18 protein-coding genes and 1 tRNA gene are annotated in these 18,226 nt (G+C 69.2%); 12 read left to right on the forward strand and 7 right to left on the reverse strand.

Going from position 1 to position 18,226, the window contains the following annotated elements; genetic code table 11:
- Positions 1-146: 146 nt before the first annotated feature.
- Together ettA and PGB26_RS10085 are read left to right on the forward strand one after the other, a co-directional pair.
- Positions 147-1,826, forward strand: a complete 1,680-nt coding sequence (gene ettA / locus PGB26_RS10080; protein WP_271637491.1) for an energy-dependent translational throttle protein EttA — start codon at positions 147-149, stop codon at positions 1,824-1,826.
- Positions 1,827-1,912: 86 nt separating this feature from the next.
- Positions 1,913-2,395, forward strand: coding sequence for an acyl-CoA thioesterase (locus tag PGB26_RS10085; RefSeq protein ID WP_271637492.1), 483 nt, complete (start codon positions 1,913-1,915; stop codon positions 2,393-2,395).
- Between the two features lie 3 nt (positions 2,396-2,398).
- On the opposite strand, the gene PGB26_RS10090 is transcribed toward PGB26_RS10085, so the two are convergent.
- Positions 2,399-3,289: an acyl-CoA thioesterase gene (locus PGB26_RS10090; protein WP_271637493.1), complete on the reverse strand. Its 891-nt coding sequence runs from the start codon at positions 3,287-3,289 to the stop codon at positions 2,399-2,401.
- Between the two features lie 64 nt (positions 3,290-3,353).
- Between PGB26_RS10090 and PGB26_RS10095 the strand changes: the two genes are divergently transcribed.
- Complete coding sequence (locus PGB26_RS10095; protein ID WP_271637494.1) at positions 3,354-4,034, forward strand: hypothetical protein; 681 nt, start codon at positions 3,354-3,356, stop codon at positions 4,032-4,034.
- An 89-nt stretch (positions 4,035-4,123) separates the two neighbouring features.
- On the opposite strand, the gene PGB26_RS10100 is transcribed toward PGB26_RS10095, so the two are convergent.
- The 3 genes from PGB26_RS10100 to pepN all read right to left on the reverse strand — a co-directional run bounded on the left by PGB26_RS10100 (position 4,124) and on the right by pepN (position 8,328).
- Positions 4,124-4,573 carry a globin gene (locus PGB26_RS10100; protein ID WP_271637495.1) on the reverse strand — a complete coding sequence of 150 codons (450 nt, stop codon included), beginning with the start codon at positions 4,571-4,573 and terminating at the stop codon, positions 4,124-4,126.
- A complete protein-coding gene (locus tag PGB26_RS10105) occupies positions 4,570-5,643 on the reverse strand; it encodes a mechanosensitive ion channel family protein (RefSeq protein ID WP_271637496.1) in 1,074 nt (357 codons plus the stop codon). Before PGB26_RS10105 ends, PGB26_RS10100 begins: the two co-directional genes overlap by 4 nt.
- A 108-nt stretch (positions 5,644-5,751) precedes the next feature.
- On the reverse strand, positions 5,752-8,328 hold the full coding sequence (gene pepN, locus PGB26_RS10110) for an aminopeptidase N (RefSeq protein ID WP_271637497.1): 2,577 nt from the start codon (positions 8,326-8,328) through the stop codon (positions 5,752-5,754).
- 160 nt (positions 8,329-8,488) lie between these two features.
- On the opposite strand from pepN, the gene PGB26_RS10115 reads away from it, so the two are divergent.
- The 6 genes from PGB26_RS10115 (at position 8,489) to PGB26_RS10140 (ending at position 15,043) form a co-directional block, all read left to right on the forward strand.
- Entirely contained in the window at positions 8,489-9,682 is a 1,194-nt protein-coding gene (locus PGB26_RS10115; RefSeq protein ID WP_271637498.1) for a ferrochelatase, read from the forward strand.
- A gap of 100 nt (positions 9,683-9,782) precedes the next feature.
- Positions 9,783-10,298, forward strand: a complete 516-nt coding sequence (locus tag PGB26_RS10120; RefSeq protein ID WP_271637499.1) for a ribose-5-phosphate isomerase — start codon at positions 9,783-9,785, stop codon at positions 10,296-10,298.
- A 1-nt stretch (position 10,299) separates the two neighbouring features.
- Positions 10,300-11,310 carry an Fpg/Nei family DNA glycosylase gene (locus PGB26_RS10125; RefSeq protein ID WP_271637500.1) on the forward strand — a complete coding sequence of 337 codons (1,011 nt, stop codon included), beginning with the start codon at positions 10,300-10,302 and terminating at the stop codon, positions 11,308-11,310.
- Between the two features lie 89 nt (positions 11,311-11,399).
- A complete protein-coding gene (locus PGB26_RS10130; RefSeq protein WP_271637501.1) occupies positions 11,400-12,881 on the forward strand; it encodes an alanine/glycine:cation symporter family protein in 1,482 nt (493 codons plus the stop codon).
- 36 nt (positions 12,882-12,917) lie between these two features.
- Positions 12,918-13,559, forward strand: a complete 642-nt coding sequence (locus PGB26_RS10135) for an FMN-binding negative transcriptional regulator (protein WP_271637502.1) — start codon at positions 12,918-12,920, stop codon at positions 13,557-13,559.
- Positions 13,553-15,043 carry an amidohydrolase gene (locus PGB26_RS10140; protein WP_271639636.1) on the forward strand — a complete coding sequence of 497 codons (1,491 nt, stop codon included), beginning with the start codon at positions 13,553-13,555 and terminating at the stop codon, positions 15,041-15,043. The genes PGB26_RS10135 and PGB26_RS10140 overlap by 7 nt, the downstream gene beginning before the upstream one ends.
- 114 nt (positions 15,044-15,157) lie before the next feature.
- Here PGB26_RS10140 and PGB26_RS10145 read toward each other — a convergent pair whose 3' ends face one another.
- Positions 15,158-15,643 (reverse strand): Dps family protein, encoded by a 486-nt coding sequence (locus PGB26_RS10145; RefSeq protein ID WP_271637503.1) that lies wholly within the window; start codon positions 15,641-15,643, stop codon positions 15,158-15,160.
- A gap of 139 nt (positions 15,644-15,782) precedes the next feature.
- On the opposite strand from PGB26_RS10145, the gene PGB26_RS10150 reads away from it, so the two are divergent.
- Positions 15,783-16,319, forward strand: coding sequence for a gamma carbonic anhydrase family protein (locus tag PGB26_RS10150; protein ID WP_271637504.1), 537 nt, complete (start codon positions 15,783-15,785; stop codon positions 16,317-16,319).
- A 32-nt stretch (positions 16,320-16,351) separates the two neighbouring features.
- Positions 16,352-16,425 (forward strand) — tRNA-Ile (locus PGB26_RS10155).
- A gap of 33 nt (positions 16,426-16,458) precedes the next feature.
- Here PGB26_RS10155 and PGB26_RS10160 read toward each other — a convergent pair.
- Entirely contained in the window at positions 16,459-16,665 is a 207-nt protein-coding gene (locus tag PGB26_RS10160; protein ID WP_271637506.1) for a CDGSH iron-sulfur domain-containing protein, read from the reverse strand.
- Between the two features lie 167 nt (positions 16,666-16,832).
- On the opposite strand from PGB26_RS10160, the gene PGB26_RS10165 reads away from it, so the two are divergent.
- Positions 16,833-17,882, forward strand: a complete 1,050-nt coding sequence (locus PGB26_RS10165) for an iron-containing redox enzyme family protein (RefSeq protein ID WP_271637507.1) — start codon at positions 16,833-16,835, stop codon at positions 17,880-17,882.
- Here PGB26_RS10165 and PGB26_RS10170 read toward each other — a convergent pair.
- Positions 17,870-18,088 carry a hypothetical protein gene (locus PGB26_RS10170; protein WP_271637508.1) on the reverse strand — a complete coding sequence of 73 codons (219 nt, stop codon included), beginning with the start codon at positions 18,086-18,088 and terminating at the stop codon, positions 17,870-17,872. The genes PGB26_RS10165 and PGB26_RS10170 overlap by 13 nt on opposite strands.
- Positions 18,089-18,226 lie beyond the last annotated feature (138 nt).

Genomic DNA, 18,226 nt, shown 5'->3' on the forward strand with positions numbered 1-18,226 from the left:
CGCCGACCGGTAGGCTAGGGAGCCGGGCCGACAGAAGGGGGCAGCACCCCGCGATCGGCCGCACACACTTCGCGCATCCGGTCCCCGGCATGCGCTGCGCCGGATCACGGGCGCTGAGACAGGTCTTCCAGAGGAGCGGTGAAGGTATGGCTGAGTACATCTATTCCATGGTGCGAGCCCGCAAGGCGGTCGGCGACAAGCTCATCCTCGACGACGTGACGATGGCGTTCCTGCCGGGCGCCAAGATCGGCATGGTCGGCCCGAACGGCGCCGGAAAGTCGACGATCCTGAAGATCATGGCGGGTCTGGACACCCCGTCGAACGGCGAGGCGAAGCTCACCCCGGGTTTCAGCGTCGGCATCCTGATGCAGGAGCCCGAGCTCGACGAGACCAAGACCGTTCTCGAGAACATCCAGGACGGTGTGGCCATCAAGCCGAAGCTGGACCGGTTCAACGAGATCTCGGCGCTGATGGCCGATCCCGACGCCGACTTCGACTCGCTGCTCGCCGAGATGGGCGTGCTGCAGGAGGAGATCGACGCGGCCGACGGCTGGGATCTCGACTCGCAGCTGGAGCAGGCGATGGATGCCCTGCGCACGCCGCCGGCCGATGCCGAGATCGGCCCGCTCTCGGGCGGTGAGAAGCGCCGCGTCGCTCTCGCCAAGCTGCTGCTGCAGAAGCCCGACCTGCTGCTGCTCGACGAGCCCACCAACCACCTCGACGCCGAGAGCGTGCTCTGGCTCGAGCAGCACCTCAAGGACTACAAGGGCGCGGTCATCGCGATCACGCACGACCGGTACTTCCTCGACAACGTCGCGGAATGGATCGCCGAGGTCGACCGCGGTCGCCTGATCGGCTACGAGGGCAACTACTCGACCTATCTCGAGAAGAAGGCCGAGCGACTCGACATCCAGGGCAAGAAGGATGCCAAGCTCGCCAAGCGACTGAAGGATGAGCTCGACTGGGTGCGATCCAGCGCCAAGGGCCGCCAGACGAAGTCCAAGGCGCGTCTGGCGCGCTACGAGGAGATGGCTGCCGAGGCCGAGCGCACCCGCAAGCTCGACTTCGAGGAGATCCAGATCCCCGCCGGTCCGCGCCTGGGCAATGTCGTCATCGAGGCGAAGAAGCTGCACAAGGCGTTCGGCGACCGGGTGCTGATCGACGGCCTGAGCTTCAGCCTGCCCCCGAACGGCATCGTCGGCGTCATCGGCCCGAACGGCGTGGGCAAGACCACGCTGTTCAAGACCATCGTCGGCCTCGAACCGCTCGACGGCGGCGAGCTGAAGATCGGCGAGACCGTCAAGATCAGCTACGTCGACCAGTCCCGCGCGAACATCGACCCGAACAAGACGCTGTGGGAGGTCGTCTCGGACGGACTCGACTTCATCACGGTCGGCAAGACCGAGATCCCCTCACGCGCATACGTCTCCAAGTTCGGGTTCAAGGGACCCGACCAGCAGAAGAAGGCCGGCGTGCTCTCCGGTGGTGAGCGCAACCGTCTCAACCTCGCGCTGACGCTCAAGGAGGGCGGCAACCTGCTGCTCCTCGACGAGCCGACGAACGACCTCGACGTCGAGACGCTGAGCTCGCTCGAGAACGCGCTGCTCGAGTTCCCCGGCTGCGCGGTGGTCATCACGCACGACCGTTGGTTCCTCGACCGCATCGCGACCCACATCCTCGCCTACGAGGGCACAGACGAGAATCCGGCGCAGTGGCACTGGTTCGAGGGCAACTTCGAGGCGTACGAGAAGAACAAGATCGAGCGCATGGGGCCGGAGGCGGCGCGTCCGCACCGCACCACGCACCGCAAGCTCACCCGCGACTGATCACCACGCCCCACTCCGAACATCGCTTCGCGCTGTCCGGCGCCTCCGGGGCGGGGCCGCATGTCGATAGGAACCTGACGGAAGTCATGACCAGTAACACTCCCCGCCTGCACATCCCCATCCACCTGCGGTGGGGCGACCTCGACGCGTTCAACCACGTCAACAACACCTCGATGCTCAAGCTGCTCGAGGAGGCCCGCGTGCGCGCCTTCTGGAAGCCCGAGGCGGGGGAGCAGGCGCCCGACACGGCGATCCTCGAGTCGGGCATCGATCAGGGAGTACTCACCCTGATCGCCCGGCAGGAGATCGAGTACCTGGCGCCGGTGCCGTACCAGCGTCGTCCCCTCGAGGTGCAGATGTGGTTCGGCAAGCTCGGCGGGTCGAGCCTTGAGGTCTGCTACGAGGTGCACAACGACCCGGCGAGCACCGACCGCATCCTGTACGCGCGCTCGACCGCCGTGATCGTTCTCGTCGATGCGGCCACCGGTCGGCCGGTGCGGATCAGTCCCGAGATGCGCGAGGCGTGGGAGCCGTACGTGGGCGAGCCGATCAGCTACGCGCGCCGCTGACGATCAGGCTTCGGGCTGCGGCACCCGCACCATGACCTCCTGCGCCACGCTGGCGAGCAGCGTGCCCGCACGATCGTAGATGCGGCCCGTCGAGAGTCCGCGGCCGCCGCGCGCATTGGGCGACTCCTGCACGTACACCACCCACTCGTCCGCGCGGCCGAAGCGGTGCCACCACATGGCGTGATCGAGGCTGGCGACCTTGAGCCCCGGCGTGCTCCACGTCACGCCGTGACGGCGCAGAATCGGCTCCTGGACGGTCATGTCGCTGAGGTACGCGAGGGCCGCCCGGTGCAGGCGCGGATCGTCGGGCAGCGCCGCGCGCATCCGCATCCACACCGCCTGGTGGGCGACCTGCTCACGCGCGACGTCGACGAACAGCGGGCCCTCGACGTGACGCACGTCTGCGGGACGCTCGGCGAGCATCTTCCTCGTCAGCGGATGCACGTCGCCCACGAGCTCCTCGTCGGGGCGCAGCCGCTCGGGGTCGGGGATGCCGTCGGGCATCGGCTGTGCGTGATCGGCGCCCGGATCCTCGTCCTGGAACGACGCGATCATCGAGAAGATCGGCACACCGCCCTGGAAGGCCTGGCAGCGGCGCGTCGAGAACGAGCGGCCGTCGTGGATGCGGTCGACCGAGAAGGTGATCCTGCTCGTGGTGTCTCCCGGGCGCAGGAAGTAGCCGTGCATCGAGTGCACCACCCGGTCTTCGGGCAGCGTCCGCTCGGCGGCCACCAGCGACTGCGCCAGCACCTGCCCGCCGTACACCCGGCCGGTGGGCATGAAGTGCGAGCGACCGGTGAAGATGTCCTCGGTGGTCCTCGCCTCCGACTCCGCCAGATCCAGGACGTCGAGAAGGGCGTCGACGGATCGGCGGGCATCGTGCTCAGCGGTCATCCGACCAGTCTAGGTCGACCGGCCGGTCGCGCTCGGCCCGGGGTCGTCGGGCTAACGTAGAGGAGTGACCCGACCGCTCGTGCTCGCCGACGCCCAGACCGCACGCGACGTGCTGACCTTCGCCGGACGTGCCGCGCAGGCCGGCGCCGACGGGGTGCGACTGCAGGCGGCCGATGGCGTGCTCGCCCTCACCTCCGCGGCGCTCGCGCCGCAGAGCCTGTTCGATCAGACGCCCACGGTGCTCGCGATGCGCATCGTGCGCGCCGACCGCGAGCTGCGCTGCGACATCGTCGTCGACGAGCTCACCGAGGGTGAGAACCCTCACGAGCTCACCCTTCCCGACACCGGACGCGCACCGGCGTGGGCCGGTGTCGCGCCCCCGCGCGGGGAATGGATGCATGTGGGCGATCTCACCGCGCAGACCGTCGCGGAGCGCGCGCAGTGGGGCATCTCGGCGGTCGCGCACGGCACCGCACCGGGCTCGGGGGAGGAGGCCGTGCGTGCGCTGCGCGCACGCATCTGGGGTGAGCCGGACGACGCCCTGTCCGGTCTGCCGCGCGGCATGGCGTTCGCCGCGCACGCCTTCGGATTCATCAGCGGCGCCGAGGATGTGCGGGTGACCCGTTCGGGGCGCTGGACACGGCTCGCCTTCGCCCGCGGGCACGTGCTCAGCCGAGGACCCGCCGTGACCGGACTCACTGCGGTGCGGGGGACGGGCCCATCGGCAGGCTCAGGGGCCCAGTAGCAGGACAGGGGATCCGGTCAGCGGGCCGCCGCCTGCCCCGCCTGACGGCCGGAGAACAGGCATCCGCGCGGGCGTACGGGGCAGGGCTGTCATGTGGTCTCCGTGGACTCCGGGGCTGCGCGGTGCTCGAGCGTCGGGCGTCCCTGGGGGCTCGTGCCGATGCCCGAGGGCTCGAATGTGTTCACCATGGCATATGCGGCGCGTTCGAGGTAGTCCCAGAGAGTCGCCTCGTGCAGGGGCGAGAGCTGCACCTCGTCGAGCGCGGTGCGCATGTGACGCAGCCAGCGGTCGCGCGCGTCGGGGTCGATGTGGAAGGGCACGTGCCGCATCCGCAGCCGCGGATGACCGCGCTGCTCGCCGTAGGTGCTCGGCCCGCCCCAGTACTGGGCGAGGAACCACGTGAGCCGATCGGCGGCGGGTCCGAGATCCTCTTCCGGATACATCGGCTTGAGCACCGGGTCGAGCGCGACCTCGCGATAGAACACCGTCACCAGGCGCTCGAAGGTGGGCTGTCCGCCGACCTCGTCGTAGAACGTCATTGCGTGCCGCCTTCCTCGTCGCTGGCCTTCCTGCGTCGCCAGATGCCCCGATCGACGATGCGCGGCACGCCCGTCACCGGGTTCGGCTTGGTGACGGGCGGGTTGGCACCGCGCACCCGCCGCGCGCCCTCCAGGCCGGTCAGCGTCACTGCGGCAAGGCGCGGCACGTCGATCTCCTTCTGGGCCAGCGCGGCGCGCAGCCGGCGGCGCAGCTCCTGCGAGACGTCGTCCATCGCGTTGGCGCGCGTCTTCATGACCACCCGCACCACGAGCGCGTCGCCGTCGATGCTCTCCAGCCCCCAGATCTCGGGCTTCGCGATGATCCGCGTGCGCCACTTGGGGTCCTTCGCCAGGTGCTGCGCGGTCTCGAGCATCGTCTTCTCGACGAGCTCGAGATCGGCGTCTGGCGCGACGCCGAGGTCGACGATGGCGCGTGCCCAGCCCTGCGACATGTTCCCGATGCGGGTGACCTCGCCGTTGCGCACGTACCAGAGCGTGCCGTTCACATCGCGCACCTGCGTGATGCGCACGCTGACGTACTCGACGACACCGGATGCCAGGCCGAGATCGACCACGTCGCCGATCCCGATCTGATCCTCGGCCACGAGGAAGATGCCGTTCAGCACGTCCTTGACGATGTTCTGCGCGCCGAAGCCGAGCCCGGCGCCGATCGCGGCGGTGAGAAGGGTCAGCGAGCCCAGCAGGCTGGGGAGGACGGTGCTCACGATGAGGACCAGCGCGATCACCACGAGCATCACGTTGACGATGTTCTGCAGGATCGAGCCGAGCGTGCGGGTGCGCTGGACGAGGCGCATGTCGGCGAGCGGTGATCGCTCGAGGGCCTGAGTGTCGTCGACGCGCGCCTTCGACTTGGCGCTGTTCACGATGCGCTGCACGACGCGGCGGATGACCAGGCGCAGGATGAACCCGATCAGCACGCAGCTCGCGATGATGATGACGACAGTGAGCGCCCGGCCGCCGATCGTCACCAGGATGTCGAGCATGCCGCTCCACCACCCCGGATCGGTGGGATCGGGGGCGGGCGTCTCGGCGGCGAAGCGGATGTCCATCACCCCGATTTTACCGATCAGGCCTCAGCGCATTCTGCGTGCGCTGAGGCCCTCCGGCTCAAGGCGTCACGTCCCGATCCGCGCCGGGAAACGAGTGGACCGTGGCTGTCAGTCCTCCGCGTCGCGGGACTGCGCCGCGAGAGCCCGTTCCACGTCGGCGAGATTCTCGTGCACCAGCCGGCGCAGCGCAGGAGCGGCGTCCTGGTTCTCGGCGAGCCAGGTGCGCGTCGCATCGCGCAGCTCGACGCTCGCGAGCGAGCGCGGGTAGAGCCCGACGACCAGGTAATCCGCGATCTGGTAGGTGCGCTCCTCCCAGATGGGCAGCAGCATCTCGAAGTACTTCGGGATGAACGCCCCGAGCACGTCGACACCGGACGGGTGCACGAAGCCGAGGGCGGCCGAGCGCACGATCGTGTTCGGCAGGTCGCTGTTGTCGATCAGCGACGACCAGGCGGCCTGCTTGGCTTCCGCTGTCGGGAGCGCGGCGCGCGCCTGAGCGGCGAACTCCGCACCCTTGGACGTGTTGTCGGCGGCGAGCGCGGCGTCGATGGCGGCGGCGTCGGTCGCACCCGCAGCGGCGAGACCGGCGAGGAGCAGCCACGACAGGTCGGCGTCGATCTCGAGTCCGGGCAGCGTCTCCTCGCCCGCGCGCAGCCGGCCGACGATGCCCGCCTGCTCGGGCGTGGCGATCGAGTTGGCGAACGCGGTCACCAGCTGCAGCTGGCTGTCGCTTCCCGGCTCGGCCTGGTGAGCGAGGGCCCACAGGCCGTCGGCGATCTTCTCGCGCGCGGCAGCGCGGGTCTCGGGTGCGACGTAGATGTTCGCCGCGAGCTGCAGCTGCGCGAGCGTCGTGCGCACCGTGGTCGACTCGGTCTCGTGGCCGATGTTGCCGAGCACGAGGTCGATGTAGTCGGATGCGGCGGTCTCGGCATCCCGGGTCTGGTCCCACGCCGCGCCCCACACGAGCGACCGCGCGAGCGGGTCGGAGATGTCGGACAGGTGCTCGATGGCCGTGGCGAGAGAGCGCTCGTCAAGGCGGATCTTCGCGTAGGCGAGGTCGTTGTCGTTGAGCAGCACCATGTCGGGACGCTCGATACCCTGCAGCTCGGGGATCTCGGTGCGGTCGCCGTCGACATCGACCTCGACGTAGTGCGTGCGCACGAGCTCGGAACGCCCGGCGGAATCGGTGAGGTTGTAGAAGCCGATGCCCAGGCGATGCGGACGGATGGTCGGGTAGTCGGCGGGAGCCGTCTGCGTGACGGCGAAGCGCGTGATGACGCCGGCCGCATCGTCGACGATGACCGGTGCCAGCGTGTTCACGCCGGCCGTCTCGAGCCACTTCTTCGCCCAGGTGGTGAGGTCGCGCCCGCTGGTCGCCTCGAGCTCGGTGAGCAGGTCGCTCAGCTCGGTGTTGCCCCAGGCGTGCTTCTGGAAGTACTGGCCGACGCCGGTGAAGAACGCGTCGATGCCGACCCAGGCGGTCAGCTGCTTGAGCACAGACCCGCCCTTGGCGTAGGTGATGCCGTCGAAGTTGACCATGACGTCTTCGAGGTCGTTGATCTCGGCGACGATCGGGTGCGTCGAGGGCAGCTGGTCCTGGCGGTAGGCCCAGGTCTTCTCCATCGCGTTGAAGGTCGTCCAGGCGGCCTCCCACTCGGTCGCCTCAGCTGTGGCGATGGTGGATGCCCATTCCGCGAACGACTCGTTCAGCCACAGGTCGTTCCACCACTTCATGGTGACGAGGTCGCCGAACCACATGTGCGCGAGCTCGTGCAGGATCGTGACGACCCGGCGCTCCTTGACGGCGTCGGTCACCTTGCTGCGGAACACGTACGTCTCGGTGAAGGTCACCGCACCCGCGTTCTCCATGGCGCCCGCGTTGAACTCGGGCACGAACAGCTGATCGTACTTCTCGAACGGGTACGGCACGCCGAACTTCGCCTCGAAGTACTCGAAGCCCTGCCGGGTCTTGGCGAAGATGTAGTCGGCGTCGAGGTGCTGCCACAGGCTCTTGCGACCGTAGACGCCGAGCGGGATGACCTTGCCCGACGCGCTGGTGAGCTCGGAGAAGGTGGCCTCGTACGGACCTGCGACGAGTGCGGTGATGTACGAGGAGATCCGCGGTGTGGGCGCGAAGCCCCAGGTGGCCACGCCCTCGGAGCCCGACGACGCGTCGTGCACGATCGGCTCGGGCGTGGGGGAGTTCGAGACGACCTTCCACGCCGAGGGCGCGGTGACGGTGAACTGGAACGTCGCCTTGAGGTCGGGCTGCTCGAACACCGCGAACACGCGGCGGGAGTCGGGCACCTCGAACTGCGAATACAGGTAGACCTCGCCGTCGACGGGGTCGACGAATCGGTGCAGACCCTCGCCGGTGTTGGTGTAGAGGCAGTCGGCGTCGACGATGAGCACGTTCTCGGCCTGCAGGTCCTCGAGGGCGATGCGCGAGTCGCCGAAGGCGGCACTCGGGTCGACCTGCTCGCCGTTGAGGGTGATCTCGCGCACCTCGCGTGCGATGAGGTCGATGAACGTCGACGCCCCTGGCGTCGCGGTGAAGCGGACCACGCTGCGCGAGCCGAACACCTCCGCACCCTTGGTCAGGTCGAGTGAGATCTCGTACGACTGCGTGTCGATGACGGCACGGCGCTCCTGCGCTTCGATACGTGTGAGGTTTTCTCCAGGCACAGCTGATTTCTCCCGTTGGTGAAGGGGATGTCTAGGTGCGTCGACGCTGCTGGCGCCGACGGCAACCATGACAGCCTACGCCAGGCCCGCGCGCAGGTGCAGACCTCATGCCGGCTCGTTCCTGTCAGGGTGGGCTGGCTCATAGAGAGTCGGTGCCAGGATGTATCCCGTGAGCTCCTCAGAGAAGATCGTCGTCCCGCACGCCTCGCCGGCCGCATCGACCGGCTCCGCACACGTCGAGGTCCCCGTCGCCTACGACGGCCTGCTGCTCGCCGGATTCGGCGGCCCTGAAGGGCAGGACGACGTGATCCCGTTCCTCCGCAACGTCACGCGCGGTCGCGGCATCCCCGACGAGCGTCTCGAAGACGTCTCGCATCATTACCGTCACTTCGGCGGGGTCAGCCCGATCAACGCCCAGAACCGCGCGCTGAAGGCGGCGCTGGAGGCCGAGCTCGCCGCGCGATCGATCGACCTGCCCGTGTACTGGGGCAACCGCAACTGGGCTCCCTACCTCGAGGACGCCGTGGCCGAGGCGGTCGCCGACGACCACACCACTCTGCTCGCCTTCGCCACCAGCGCATACAGCTCGTTCTCGAGCTGCCGGCAGTACCGCGAGGACTTCGCGCGCGTCCTCGACGGCACCGAGTGCGACGGTCTCGTCACCATCGACAAGATCCGTCCGTTCTTCGATCACCCCGGCTTCGTGCAGGCGTTCGTCGAGGGAGTGCACGACGCCGTGCGCCAGCGTCTCGAGGAGGGGTTCACCGCGGATGAGATCCAGGTGCTCTTCTCGACCCACAGCATTCCGATGGACGACGCCGTGCGCTCGGGCCCGCGCGACATCGACTGGGGCGAGGGCGGGGCGTACGCCGTGCAGCACGAGGCGGTCAGCGCGTGGGTGATGGCCCGCGTCGCCGAACTGACCCCGGCCGCCGCAGACGTGCCCTGGGAGCTCGTGTACCAGTCGCGGTCAGGCCCGGCCTCGCAGCCGTGGCTCGAGCCCGACGTCTGCGACGTCATCGGCGAGCTGCCGGAGCGCGGTCGCCGCGCGGTCATCGTCGTCCCGGTCGGGTTCATGAGCGACCACATGGAGGTGCTCTGGGACCTCGACACCGAGGCGAAGGAAGCGGCGGAGGAGGCCGGCCTCGCCTTCACCCGCACACCCACCCCTGGTGTCTCGCCGGCGTTCGTCTCGGGCATCGTCGACCTGGTGCAGGAGCGTCTCGAAGGCCGCCCCGCCGCCGATCGTGCTCACGTGACCGACCTCGGCCCTTGGTACGACGTCTGCCGTCCGGGCTGCTGCGAGAACATCCGCGCCGGCTTCAAGCCGGCCGCGGCGGGCATCGCTCCCTGATCCCCACGCCCCACTCAACACATCGCTTCGCGCTGTCTTGAGCCTCCGGGGCGCGTGGCCCCCTCGCCGCGTGCCCTTCACGTCGAAATAGGATGGCGGTATGCGCATCCACATCGCCACCGACCACGCCGGACTCGACTTCTCGACCCGCCTGCAGCAGCATCTGAGCGACGCGGGCCATGAAGTCGTCGATCACGGCCCCGTGGAGTACGACGCGCTCGACGACTATCCCGCGTTCTGCATCCGTGCGGCGCAGGCGGTCGTCGCCGACCAGCGCGCCGGCGTGGAGGCGCTCGGCGTCGTCTTCGGGGGATCGGGCAACGGCGAGCAGATCGCAGCGAACAAGGTCGAGGGGATCCGCGCGGCTCTGGTGTGGAACCTGTCGACGGCAGAGCTCGCCCGCGAGCACAACGACGCGAACGTGATCTCGATCGGCGCGCGCCAGCACGGCTTCGCCGAGGTGATCTCGTTCATCGATCGCTTCATCGCGACCCCGTTCTCGAATGAAGAGCGGCACGTGCGCCGGATCGCGCAGATCGCGGACTTCGAGCGGGACGGCTCACTGCTTCCCGACCCGCGTCAGGAGGGTGTCGGTACCGCCGACGGGCGCGCCTGAGATGCCCGAGGGTCACTCCGTCCACCGCATCGCCCGACAGTTCGCGCGGAACTTCGTCGGCCGGCCGGTCAGCGCGTCGAGTCCGCAGGGGCGCTTCGCCGAGGGGGCGGCAGTGCTCGACGGGCGCGAGATGCTGCAGGCGATGGCGGTCGGCAAGCAGATGTTCCTCGAGTTCGAGGAGGCCGTCTGGCTGCGCGTGCACCTCGGTCTGTACGGTGCGTGGGACTTCGCGGGAGAGATCGTGGCGGACGCGACCATCGCATCCGCCAACGGCCGCATGGGGCAGACCAACCAGCGTGGCACCCATCTCGATGACGCGGACGAGGAGGCGATCTTCGACGACGCCGGGGAGAACTCGCTGACCTCGATCGGCGCACCGCGCAGGTCACGGGTGCACGTGCGGATGTCGGAGCAGACCAGCGGCCTAGCCGACGAGGGCGACGAATGGCCCCCGCCGGTGGTGGGCCAGGTGCGCCTGAGGCTGCTGAACGACACCACCTGCGCCGACCTGCGCGGTCCGACGGCCTGCGCGCTGCAGAGCACCGACGAGATGCTCGCCACGGTCGCCAAGCTGGGCCCTGACCCCCTCGTCGGCGACCTCGCCGAAGGCGAGGAGCGCTTCGTGAGCATCGTGCGCCGCAAGCCCACGCCGATCGCACTGCTGCTGATGGATCAGTCGGTGGTGAGCGGCATCGGCAACGTCTACCGCGCAGAGATGCTGTTCCGGGCGCGGCTCGAGCCGCACACGCCCGGACGCGATGTTCCTGAGGAGGTCGTGCGCGAACTCTGGCGCGACTGGGTGCGCCTGCTGTCGATCGGTGTCGAGACCGGGCAGATGATGACGATGGATGGCCTCACGGGCGATGCGTACCGCGCGGCCATGGCCAGCCGCGACGATCGTCACTGGGTGTACCACCGCGCGGGGCTGCCGTGCCGGGTCTGCGGCACGGAGATCGCCCTGGAGGAGATCGGCGCCCGCAAGCTGTACTGGTGCCCGTTCTGCCAGCGCTGATCCCGACCCGCGGCGGATGAGCGAACCTGAGTGCGCGCTGTGAATAGGATGGCGGAGTCCGTCCGCACCGTCGCACGACAGGAGATTCCATGGACCTTTCCGGCCTGCAGGCCGTGCTCGAGAACATCAGCTCGTGGATCTGGGGGCCGTGGGTCCTGATCCCGCTGCTGCTCGGCACCGGCCTCTACCTCACCATCCGCCTGGGCGGAATCCAGTTCCTCCGACTCGGCGCAGCGCTGCGCCTCGGCCTGTTCACCCGCAAGGATCCCGGCTCCGACGGCGACATCTCGCAGTTCCAGGCGCTGACCACCGCTCTCGCAGCCACGGTGGGAACCGGCAACATCGTCGGCGTCGCCACGGCCATCGGCATCGGCGGCCCCGGTGCGCTGTTCTGGATGTGGGTGACCGGGCTGCTCGGCATGGCGTCGAAGTACTCGGAGGCGTTCCTCGGCGTGCGCTTCCGCACCACAGACGCAGCGGGCGAGAAGTCCGGTGGGCCGCAGTACTACCTCGAGCGGGGCATCCCGGGCGGGTTCGGCAGGTTCCTCGCCATCTTCTTCGCGATCGCCGCCGTCATCGCCTGCTTCGGAATCGGCAACATGACGCAGGGCAACTCGATCTCGGCCAACCTCGAGAACAGCTTCAACGTGCCCACCTGGGTCACCGGCATCGTGCTCACGGTGTTCGCGCTGCTCGTGCTCGTCGGCGGGATCAAGTCGATCGGTCGCGTCACTGCCGGTCTCGTGCCCGTGATGATCATCTTCTACGTGCTCGGCGCCATCTACATCCTCATCGCGAACATCGGCGGCGTCCCGGCCGCGTTCGCGCAGATCTTCACCGAGGCCTTCACCGGCACGAGCGCGATCGGCGGCTTCGCCGGCTCCGCCATCATCATCGCCGTGCAGATGGGTGTCGCCCGAGGTATCTTCTCGAACGAGTCGGGAATGGGCTCCGCGGCGATCGCGGCCGCGGCCGCCAAGACCAGCCACCCGGTGCGACAGGGCCTGGTGTCGATGACGCAGACCTTCATCGACACGATCATCGTGGTCACCTGCACGGGACTGGTGATCATCACCACCGGCGTGTGGAACATGACCGATCCCGAGACGGGCGAGCAGATCAGCGCGGCGCTGATGACGGGCGAGGCGTTCTCGCACGGCCTGCCCGGCGAATGGGGCCACTACATCGTGACGATCGGCCTGGTGCTGTTCGCCGGCTCCACCATCCTCGGCTGGTCGTACTACGGCGAGCGCAGCATCGAGCGGCTGATCGGCCGCAAGGCCGTGATGCCGTTCCGCATCCTGTTCTCGCTCGTCGTCTTCATCGGCTGCACGGTGCAGCTGGGCGTGGTGTGGGCGTTCTCGGACGTGATGAACGGCCTCATGGCGCTGCCGAACCTCATCGGTCTGCTCATCCTCTCCGGCCTCGTCGCGCGCGAGACGAAGAAGTACCTCGACAACGACCCGAAGCTGAGGGCGACCCCCGCCGAGGTCCACGCGTTCATGTCGGGTGACCAGGCGTTCGAGGACTGGAAGACCCAGGCGATCCCGGTGGTCAAGACCTCCCGGTGAGGCGTGGTGCGGCCGGGTCGGCCATAGGCTTGCAGGGTGCGTCAGAACCCCAGCTTCGCCATGGCAGACCCGGCCGAACTGCGCCGGATCATCGAGCTCAACCCGTGGGCCACCCTCATCAGCGACGCGGATGACGGGCTCGTCGCCTCGCACTACGTCGTGCTGCTCGACGACGAGCGCGACGATCTCACGGTGGTGGGTCATGTGGGGCGTCCGGACGATCTCATCCACGGCCTGGGCGAGCGCGAAGTTCTCATCGCCTTCCAGGGTCCGCACGGCTACATCTCGCCCGGATGGTACGGCGACGTGCCGGCGGTGCCCACATGGAACCACGTGTCGGTGCACCTCAGTGGAGTCCCCGAGATCCTCTCCGAGGCCGAGAACCTGCGAGTGCTCGAGCGGATGGTCGACGTCTTCGAGAACCGGATGCCGAGTCCTCGCGGCATGTGGCAGCTGCCCAACGATGAGACGTTCGTGCATCGCCTCGCCGCGGGGACGGTCGGCTTCCGGCTCACGCCGGCGAAGGTCGTCGCGAAGCGCAAGCTGAGCCAGAACAAGCCATCCGAGACCGTCGACGAGGTGATCGCGGCGCTCGAGGGCGACGGCCCTCACTCCAACCGGGCATTGGCCGCCGAGATGCGCCGCGCCCGCGACGCGCGCCGAGGGGATCGATCGTGACCGCGCGCGGCGATCATGTCGACCTCGTGCGCGCGGCGCGGCTGAGCGGACCGCTGGCGCTCACCTTCGGCGACGAGCCCGTCGACCTCGTGATCCGTGACGGACGCCTCGCCGACGCGGCACCGACGGGTGTGCTGCCGCCGAGCGGGCTGGTGCTCGAGGGCGAGGGGCGCCGGGTGGTCGCGGGACTGTGGGACCACCATGTGCACACCGTGCAGTGGGCGCTGAACGCCGACCGCGTGCAGCTGGGCGAGGTGCACAGCGCCGCGGAGGCGGCACGGGTCATGGGCGATGCTGACGCTCTCGCGGATGGTCGACGCGTGGGCGCCGGGATGCGGGACGCTCTCTGGGCGGATGCGCCGTCCCTCACCCTGCTCGATGAGCGCACCGGGGACCGACCGACGTACCTGATCAACGCCGATGTGCACAGTGTGTGGCTGAACTCGGCTGCGTTCCAGCGCGAGGGGTTCGCTCCGACTGAGGACGGGATGCTCAGGGAGGAGGACGCCTTCGAGATCTCGCGGCGACTGAACGCGGCGGACGATCTCACGGCCGACGCGGCGGTCCTGCGCGCGGGCGAGCGGGCCGCCGCTCGCGGGATCACCGGCCTCGTCGACTTCGACATGGCGTGGAACGCGCAGGCGTGGCGGCGCCGTGCGGATGCCGGGTTCGCCGCGCACCGGGTCGAGTTCGCCTTCTATGCGGCGGACCTGCCGCGGGCGATCGCGGAGGGGCTCCGCACGGGCGAGGAGCTGCCCGGCACGAACGGGCTCGTGCACGTCGGCCCCCTCAAGCTCATCACCGATGGCTCGCTCGGCACGCGCACAGCCGCGTGCTCGCACGCGTACGACGATGACGTGACCAACTTCGGCGTGCTCACGATCGACCCCGACCGCCTCCGCGATCTGCTGACGCAGGCGACAGCGTCAGGGATCGATGCGGCCGTGCACGCCATCGGCGACCGCGCCGTGGCATCAGCCCTTGACGCGTTCACCTATACCCAGGCGCGGGGCACGATCGAGCACGCACAGCTGGTGCGGCACGCCGACCTCGCCCGCTTCGCCCGCCTGGGCGTCGTGGCCAGCGTGCAGCCCGAGCACGCCGTCGACGATCGCGACATGGTCGGCAGCCTGTGGCAGCACCAGCGGGCACTGAGTCACCCGCTCGCATCGCTGTTCGCGGCCGGCATCCCGGTGCGGTTCGGATCGGACGCCCCGGTGGCGCCCCTCGACCCGTGGACGACGATCGCGGCGGCCGTGCACCGCACCGCAGACGAACGCGAGCCGTGGCAGCCGGCGGAACGGGTGGGAGTCGCATCCGCGCTGCGAGCGAGCAGCCGCCACGGCGACACCGATCTCGAGATCGGCGGCGTCGCGGACCTCGTGCTGTGCGGCACCGATCCGCTGACCGCCGATCGCGCCGAGCTGAGCCGGATGCCCGTCGCGGCGACGCTTCTGCGCGGCAGCCTCACGCACGTGGAGTGAGCGCACCGGACGCGGAGCGCGAGAAGGGCGCCGCAGCGATGCTGCAGCGCCCTTCTCGGTCACGCGGGGTCAGGTCACGCGGGGCAAGGCCCCGCGGTCAGGCTCCGCCATGTGTCAGGCCGCGATGTGCGAGATGAGGAACCAGCGGTCCTTCTCCAGCCCTCGCTGGATCTCGATGGCCACGTCCTGACTGGTCAGGTCGACCTCGTCGAGACCGTCGACGGCGGCCTTCACGTCGACGAGGATCGCGTCGATGTCGCCGATCACCGCGCGGATGAGCTCATCCGACTGCTCGAAGCCGGCGGGGACGGCGGTGCGGCCGGCGCGCTCTGCGACGGTCTGCACGCGGGCGTCGATCGGCAGGCCGAGGGCGACGATGCGCTCTGCGGCCGTGTCGGCGAAGTCGCCGGCGTGCTCGACGATCGTGTCGAGCAGCTCGTGGACGCCGACGAAGTTCGCACCGCGCACGTGCCAGTGCGCCTGCTTGCCGTTGACGGTGAGAGCCTGCAGGCCGAGCACCACGGGCGAGAGGAACTGCGCGGCGGCGGCGGCCACGGTCGGGTCGACGGCGATGCTGGGAACGGTCTGGGCCTTGCTCATGTGAACCTCCGAGTGTGTTCTGCCACGTCTTCTGAGTACAACGCTACTCAGCGCCGACCATTCCGCAAGCAAGTGTAGGCAACGCTTACCGGCCCTGATTTCCGCGGAATCACGCGGAAGTGAGGGTAGTCTCACCTTCATGAGCATCGCCGAGAACGCCTCTGTCATCGCCCTCGGATCGCGGGTTCCCCGGATCGGCGCCGAAGCCTTCGTCGCCGACGGCGCACGCATCATCGGAGACGTCGTGCTGGGTGAGTCCGCGAGCGTGTGGTACAACGCGGTGCTGCGCGCGGACTCGGCAGCCATCGCCGTCGGTGCGCGCAGCAACGTACAGGACAACGTCTCGGTGCATGTCGACAGCGCGCATCCGGTCGTCATCGGAGAGGACGTCTCGATCGGGCACAACGCCGTCGTGCACGGGTGCACGATCGGCGACGGCTCGCTCGTCGGCATGGGGGCCGTAGTGCTGAGCGGTGCGGTGCTCGGCGCCGGATGCCTGATCGCCGGTGGCGCCGTGGTGCTGGGCGGCACGCAGGTGCCGGACGGCTCGCTGGTCGCGGGCGTTCCCGCGAAGGTGCGCAGGCCGCTCACCGATGACGAGCGCCGCGGACTCATCGAGAACGCCGCGATCTACCTCGAGCACACCCGCACGCACGCGGCCGCGCAGACACGATAGCCGGCCGAGCGGGCGGTAGGCTGGTGCTCTACGGGGCGGTGGCCAAGCTGGTTAAGGCAGTGGGCTCATAACCCAACGATCGTCGGTTCAAGTCCGACCCGCCCTACTCTCATGGTCTCGCGCGTTCGGTCTCGCGCGCTCAGTCTTCGGTGCGGAAGCCTGATGTCTTGTGCGCGCCGTCGCAGAACGGCTTGATCGACGACAGCCCGCACCGGCACAGCGCAATCGTCCGGCGGTGACGTTCAATCGGCCGCCCCGCCGCGGACTGCAGGTCGACGTCGCCCCGAACGAGCAGCGGCCCGTCCGTGCACGCGGTGATCGTCGGCGCCTCGGTTCTCGCAGTCATGTGCCCTCCTCGTCGCGGTGGAATGCGAGTCTTCCGTCCGCGGGGCTCCCTGGGCAGGGTCTTGACTGCAGGCCGTGGTGGTGTCAAGGGCTGTCATCGTGTCGCCGGGCCCGCCTAGGGTGGGCGCACACGGATCCGGTCGGATCCCCGCCTGACAAAGGAGCCCCATGACGCTCAGCCTCTCCTCCGACGCGACGGCCGTCGCCCTCACACCGCGCGGCCCTCTCAGCGCCGAGCTGCTCGAGGTGCTCGCCGATCGCGCGCCCGAGCGGGCGGAACATCTGCCGCAGCTGGCCCGCGACGCCGTCCTGGTCGAAGATCCGATCACCGACGACGACGTGCAGCTCTCGCTCTTCCTGCTGTATTCCGTTGCATACGGGTCGCTGCCGCAGTTCGGCGCCCACTGGGAATGGGATGTCTCACTTCTCACCACTCGTGCCGTTCTCGAGCGTGCTTTCGAGGATGCCGTGCGCGCCGCGGTGCCGCTGCCCGAGCCGCCGGAGCCCACCCGCGAGGCCGTCGCCGCGGCACTCTTCGCCCTGGCCGCTCCGCAGCCCGGGCCGAGCCTGTCGCGCTTCGTGAGCCGCAGGGCCGACGTCGAGCAGGCGCGCGAGCTGCTGATGCAGCGCAGCATCTACACGCTCCGCGAGGCCGACGCGCATTCGTGGGCGATCCCCCGACTGACCGGCCGAGCCAAGGCGGCGCTGATCGAGATCCAGGCCGACGAGTACGGCGGGGGTCGGGTGGAGCGCATGCACCAGGTGATGTTCGCCGACGCGATGCGCGGCGCCGGACTCGACGACACCTACGGCGGGTACATCGACGCCGTGCCGGCGATCACATTCGCCTCGTTCAATCTGATGTCGATGTTCGCGCTGAACCGCCGACTGCAGGGCGCCGTGGTGGGTCACCTGGCAGCTTTCGAGATGACCTCCTCGCTGCCGAGTCGGGCGATAGCCGAGGGGCTGAGGCGGCTCGGCTTCGGAGACGACGTGGCGGCGTACTACGACGAGCACGTCGAGGCCGATGCGGTGCACGAGCAGATCGCGGCGCGCGACCTGGCCGGGTCGCTGGCCGAGGACTCGCCGGAGCTCCTCGACGACATCCTCTTCGGAGCCGCGGCCTGCCTCACCGTCGACGGATGGGCGGGCGAGCACATCCTGCATGCGTGGGAGGCAGGCCGCAGCTCGCTGCGCGACGAGCGTCAGCCCGCCTGATCTCCGTCCGAGGCAGGTGCGGACCCCTGATCGGCGGTGTCGCTCTGGGGTCCGCCGATGACGCCGATCCCCACCGCGTCGTGGTCGGGTTCGGGGTCTTCGGGATGCTCGACCTTGGGCTCCTCGCCCGGCTCCTTCTCGGTGCTCGGCTCGTCGAGCTCCTCCGTGGAGGGCTCCTCGTCGGGCTGCTCGTGGATGTTCGACATCTCTGCTCCTTTCCGTTTCCACCGTGGCCGGAGTGAGCCGGGCGGGCAACGGGGTTGACCGGCGCGCGCCGCGCGGTAGCATCGCGGTCGGACCGGACGCAAGGCGGATGCCACGGGTCGCCGGAATCCGGCATCCTG

It is taken from the genome of Microbacterium sp. nov. GSS16, from assembly GCF_028198145.1.
Taxonomy (GTDB): domain Bacteria; phylum Actinomycetota; class Actinomycetes; order Actinomycetales; family Microbacteriaceae; genus Microbacterium.